General features: G+C 66.4%; 3 protein-coding genes and 1 pseudogene. 3 read left to right on the forward strand and 1 reads right to left on the reverse strand.

Going from position 1 to position 2903, the window contains the following annotated elements:
• The first annotated feature begins 209 nt into the window (after positions 1-209).
• On the forward strand, positions 210-833 hold the full coding sequence (locus tag Y706_RS0118240) for an arsenate reductase/protein-tyrosine-phosphatase family protein (RefSeq protein ID WP_028277741.1): 624 nt from the start codon (positions 210-212) through the stop codon (positions 831-833).
• 69 nt (positions 834-902) lie between these two features.
• Here the strand turns inward: Y706_RS0118240 and Y706_RS0118245 are convergent, their stop codons facing one another.
• Positions 903-1154, reverse strand: coding sequence for a hypothetical protein (locus Y706_RS0118245; protein ID WP_343213085.1), 252 nt, complete (start codon positions 1152-1154; stop codon positions 903-905).
• A 390-nt stretch (positions 1155-1544) separates the two neighbouring features.
• Between Y706_RS0118245 and Y706_RS0118250 the strand changes: the two genes are divergently transcribed.
• Positions 1545-2603, forward strand: coding sequence for an LCP family protein (locus Y706_RS0118250; protein WP_043436444.1), 1059 nt, complete (start codon positions 1545-1547; stop codon positions 2601-2603).
• Between the two features lie 75 nt (positions 2604-2678).
• Positions 2679-2903, forward strand: a pseudogene (locus Y706_RS29845) (histidine kinase); the annotation flags it as partial.

Genomic DNA, 2903 nt, shown 5'->3' on the forward strand with positions numbered 1-2903 from the left:
CCCGCGGCTCGAACCGTCGCCGCCTCGCCGCAAAGGAACAACGGGCAGCGACGAAACAGCAACGACGGCGGCCGTCCGCCGAATAGCGCCTCCCCGTCATCCAGCCGTCCAGTCATCCAGCCAGCGGGGAAACGCGCGCCCGTGCCCGGGGAAGGATAAGCTCAAACACTACGTCGCCGCTAAGCATCACGAAACGGAAAATGGAAGCCTTGGAGTCGTCCCCACCCATTCGGATCCTGACCGTCTGCACGGGGAACATCTGCCGTTCCCCCGTCGCAGAACGCCTGCTCCAGGCAGGGCTTGACCGGATGAAACCCGGCGCCTTCGAGGTAGAGAGTGCCGGCACCCGGGCCATGGTGGGCGAGCCCGTCCAGCCCAGCTCAGCGGACATCATCCGGAGCTATGGCGGAACACCGGATGGCTTTGCCGCCCGGCAGTTGACGCCGACAATCCTGCGCGATACCGATCTGGTCCTGACGATGGCCGCACATCACCGCGGCGAGGCACTGCAGATGGATGCCTCCCTGCTCCGGCGCACGTTTACCATCCGCGAGTTCGCGCGCATGCTGAGGGTCCTGGAACAGCGCGGCAGCACCCAGCGGGATGGCACGGCGGATCCGGCGGTGGACCTGAGAAGCTTTTGGCGCGAATTGCCCGCCCGGGCCGCTGCGGTCCGGCACCTGACGCTTGCCCTGGACGCTTCAGAGGACGACGTCGTGGATCCCTACGGGCGCGGCGAGGGAATGTACCGGCAGATGGAGTACGAGCTCGCGCCCGCGCTCCTCACCATCCTGCGTTTCGCGCGCACCGCAACTGAGTTGCCCAACGGCTGAGTTGCACAACGGCTGAGTGGCCGCAAGAGCCGGGCACTCCAGGAGGAGTTTTCGTTCAACGGCCCGGAGCTATGCCGCCAACCTCCTGGCCCGGGGAACCGCCATCGGTTCCACCGGCGCCACGATGCTCAGCTGGCATTCGGACTGAAGCGGATCAATGGCGGCGGGCAGGTGGTGGGAGGCTGAGCACTCCCGCAGCTGCTCAAGGGCCGCCGGCTCCACCACGGCGTGGCTGACATCCAACACCAGATGGAGTCCTTCCCTCAGATGGTTCGCCCGCTTGACCACCACGTACAGGGCCTGGAGGCTTCTTGCCGTCACATGTCCCTGCGCTGCTACTTCTGCCTGACCGCAATCGAGGTCGAGCCTGACAAGAACCCGGAGTTTGTGGTTCAAACGATTCCCCTGTTCGTGCATTTACTGCTTTGGCCGCGACGCTGCGACCGGTTTGGCCGCGACGCTGCGACCGCCCCCCAGCCTAGGCAGGGAGTGTGACGCAGGCAACAGTGCGCTTCATATCCGGGGAACCCCGCGTTATCTAGTGCCTTCTTGGTCCAAAACTGTTGTTGCAGCGCCCGGTGTACTGTAAAGAAGGCCGCCGCCGGGCCCACTTTCCGGCACCTGGCCCCCGGCGCAGACAGCCTGAGGGCAGCCAGCCTGAGCAGTGACAGATAGATCCCGGGCACCATCCCGGCTGACCAAGAGGAATACATGACGCACCCCTTCGACAGCGCAGACCAAGTCCCCGCGGCCGGATCCAGGGAACGGCGGCCCCCGAGGAAACACCGGGGCCGCAAAGTGCTGATCGCCGTCGCCGTAGTCGTGGCGCTCGTCGCGGTGGTGGCTGGCGGCTACCTCTTCAACCTGGCACGGACCTTCGACTCCGGCACGAGCAAGATTGAGCAGGCCTTCCCCGACGAGTCCACGCGTCCGCAGAAGACCAACACCGCGATGAATATCCTGGTGATGGGCAGCGACAGTCGCGGCGCCACCGACGCTGACGCCGCGGGCGGAACGCCCACGAACCAGCGCGCGGACACGCTGATGCTCATGCACATCCCGGCGGACCGCAAGAACATCTACACGATGTCCATCATGCGCGACCTCTGGGTGGACATCCCCGGGCACGGCGAGGCGAAAATCAACTCGGCGCTGGCCCTTGGCGGTACGCCGCTGATGGTGCAGACCATCGAATCGATCTTCCACCAGCGCATCGATCATGTGGCGATGATCGACTTCGAGGGCTTCAAAGGCCTCACCGACGCGCTGGGCGGGGTAACTGTGAACATCAAGGTGCCGTTCAGCTCCACCGCGCTGCCGGGCCAGTCCTTCGCCCCGGGCCAGCACACCTTCGACGGAACCCAAGCCCTGGCCTTCGTCCGCGAACGCCATGCCTACGCCGACGGCGACTACCAGCGGGTCCGCAACCAGCAGGAGTTCCTGCGGGCCATCATCAAGAAATCGACCGCCGGCCAGACGCTGAGCAACCCGATCACCATCAACAACATGGTCGGTGCTGTCTCGCCGTTCGTCACGGTCGACAAGACCTTTGATTCGGGAGCCGTGGCAGGGCTGGGGCTCGAGCTCAAGGACATCCGGGCGCAGAACACCGTCATGTTCACCCTGCCGACCGGGGGCATCGGAACGTCCACGGACGGCCAGTCGATCGTGCTGGCCGACCCGGACGCCATCCAAAAAATCTCCGCGGCGATGGCCTCTGACACGCTTGGCGAATACGTCGCGGCGAACAAGTTTGAGAACGGAAACTAAGCCCGGCCGGGTGAGGCGCCCAGAGAGGCCCTTGGACCCATAGTCCGCGGCCGGGCGCAATGATACCGTCCGCTTATGGGGAACGCTCCGGAGCCAGCAGCGGCGGCTTCCGCGTCGTCCCCGCCCCCTCCCCCGCACGCCGCGGCAGGCGCCCGCCGCCGGACGCTGCTGCTGCTGGGAGCACTGCTCGCGGTCGCCGCCGCGGTGGCCGTCGCGGTGGCCGTCGCGGTCGCGGCCTACATACTCCCCGGGCCCCGTCCCGGTGGCACCGGCCCGGCCGGAGCTACGGCACCGGCCGCC

The sequence above is a fragment of the Arthrobacter sp. I3 genome (genome assembly GCF_000520575.1).
Lineage (GTDB): Bacteria > Actinomycetota > Actinomycetes > Actinomycetales > Micrococcaceae > Arthrobacter > Arthrobacter humicola_A.